This window comes from Collinsella sp. OM06-18AC, assembly GCF_003438785.1.
Lineage (GTDB): Bacteria > Actinomycetota > Coriobacteriia > Coriobacteriales > Coriobacteriaceae > Collinsella.
The window spans coordinates 1-1,433 of record NZ_QSTX01000031.1 but is presented as its reverse complement, the minus strand read 5'-3'; the positions used below and the strand labels follow the sequence as shown (position 1 = coordinate 1,433).

Genomic DNA, 1,433 nt, shown 5'->3' with positions numbered 1-1,433 from the left:
TCTTGGACGCCCTAAATAGCGACTAGGCCGCGAGGGCCTGATTCCGGAACTCCTCCGGGGTCAGGCCCTTCAATCTTACCTGCCTCCGGCTCGTGTTCCAGTGGACTATGTATTCCTCCAGGTCGCGTTTGAAATCCTCGAACGTCTCCCACTCGCGGCCCCGGTAGAACTCGTCCTTGACGTGGCCGAAGAGCTGCTCGGTGGCGGCGTTGTCGATGCAGTTCGCCTTCCTGGACATGCTCTGGACGATGCCGGCGGCCTCGAGCCTGGATGTGTACGAGGCGTGCTGGTACTGCCAGCCCCGGTCCGAGTGCATGGTCGGGGCGGCGCCCTCGGGGATCTTGGACAGCAGCTCGTCGAGCATCCTGACCTGCTGGGCCATGTCGGGCGTGGTCGATATGTCGCTCGCCACAATCTCCTTGGTGCAGAAGTCCAGCGTCGGGGCCCAGTAGGCCTTGCCGCCCGCCACCTTGAACTCGGTGACGTCCGTTCCCAGCTTCCGCCACGGGGCCCCGGCGTCGAAATCCCTCGCGATCACGTTCTCGAACGTCCTGCCGACGACGCCCCTGTACGAGTTGTACCTGTGGTAGGCCGTCTCGCGTCTGATACCGCAGCGAATCCCCATCTCGCGCATCATCTTGAGCACGGTCTTGTCGGCTATCACGGCCCCCTCTTCCGCCCTGAGGCACATCGCTATCTGCCGGTGCCCGCAGCCGTTGGCGGTGCGCGAGAAGATCTCGGCGGCCGCCTCCCAGAGCTCGGGGCGCGTGGGCCTCGGCGGGTGCGCGAGGGCGTAGTAGTAGGTCGACCGCTTGAGCTCGGCGCATGCGAGCAGGTGCCCGAGCGCGTGCCCCTCGGCGCGCAGGGCCGCGACCGCTTCGGCCTTCGCCCTGGTCAGAGCCCGTCCCTCTCGACCAGGGCGCGTAATTTTTTTAGGTAGGCCACCTCGGCCTCGAGCCTACGGCACCGCTCCTCGAGCTCCTCCTCGCGGGTCCGCGGCCTCGCCTTGGAACCCTTCGGCCGGCCCTTGGGCCTCGGGCGCAGGGCCTCCGCGCCGCCCCGGCGGTATAGCGCGCACCACTTCTTGAGCGGCGACATCGACATTATGCCGAACGCCGCCATCGCCTCGGTCTTCGTCATGCCGCCGTCGACGACGGCGGAGGCGGCGGCGACCTTCTGCTCGTATGTGTACCTGCCCTGCTTTCCGTCCATGCGCAGCAGCACCTCGCTCCCGAATGCGCGGTATATCTCCTGCCATCTTCTCACGGCTTCCACGGGAAGCGAAAGGGCAATCGCGGCAGATTTATACCCGTGCCCGAGCTCGAAGAGCCCTATGGCCGCCTTCCTGGCCTCGATATCATGCTTCACTCTCAAATCAACGCGCATAAAGAAAGCCTCCCATTTCTCATGTCCAAGAAATGGGAGGCAGTTCA

General features: G+C 65.1%; 2 protein-coding genes. Both read right to left on the bottom strand.

Going from position 1 to position 1,433, the window contains the following annotated elements:
* Positions 1-22: 22 nt before the first annotated feature.
* Positions 23-865, bottom strand: a complete 843-nt coding sequence (locus DXB86_RS09835; RefSeq protein ID WP_233504193.1) for an IS3 family transposase — start codon at positions 863-865, stop codon at positions 23-25.
* A gap of 29 nt (positions 866-894) precedes the next feature.
* Positions 895-1,433 (bottom strand): helix-turn-helix domain-containing protein (locus DXB86_RS09830; protein WP_347487368.1); only part of this gene is annotated, 539 nt, incomplete at its 5' end.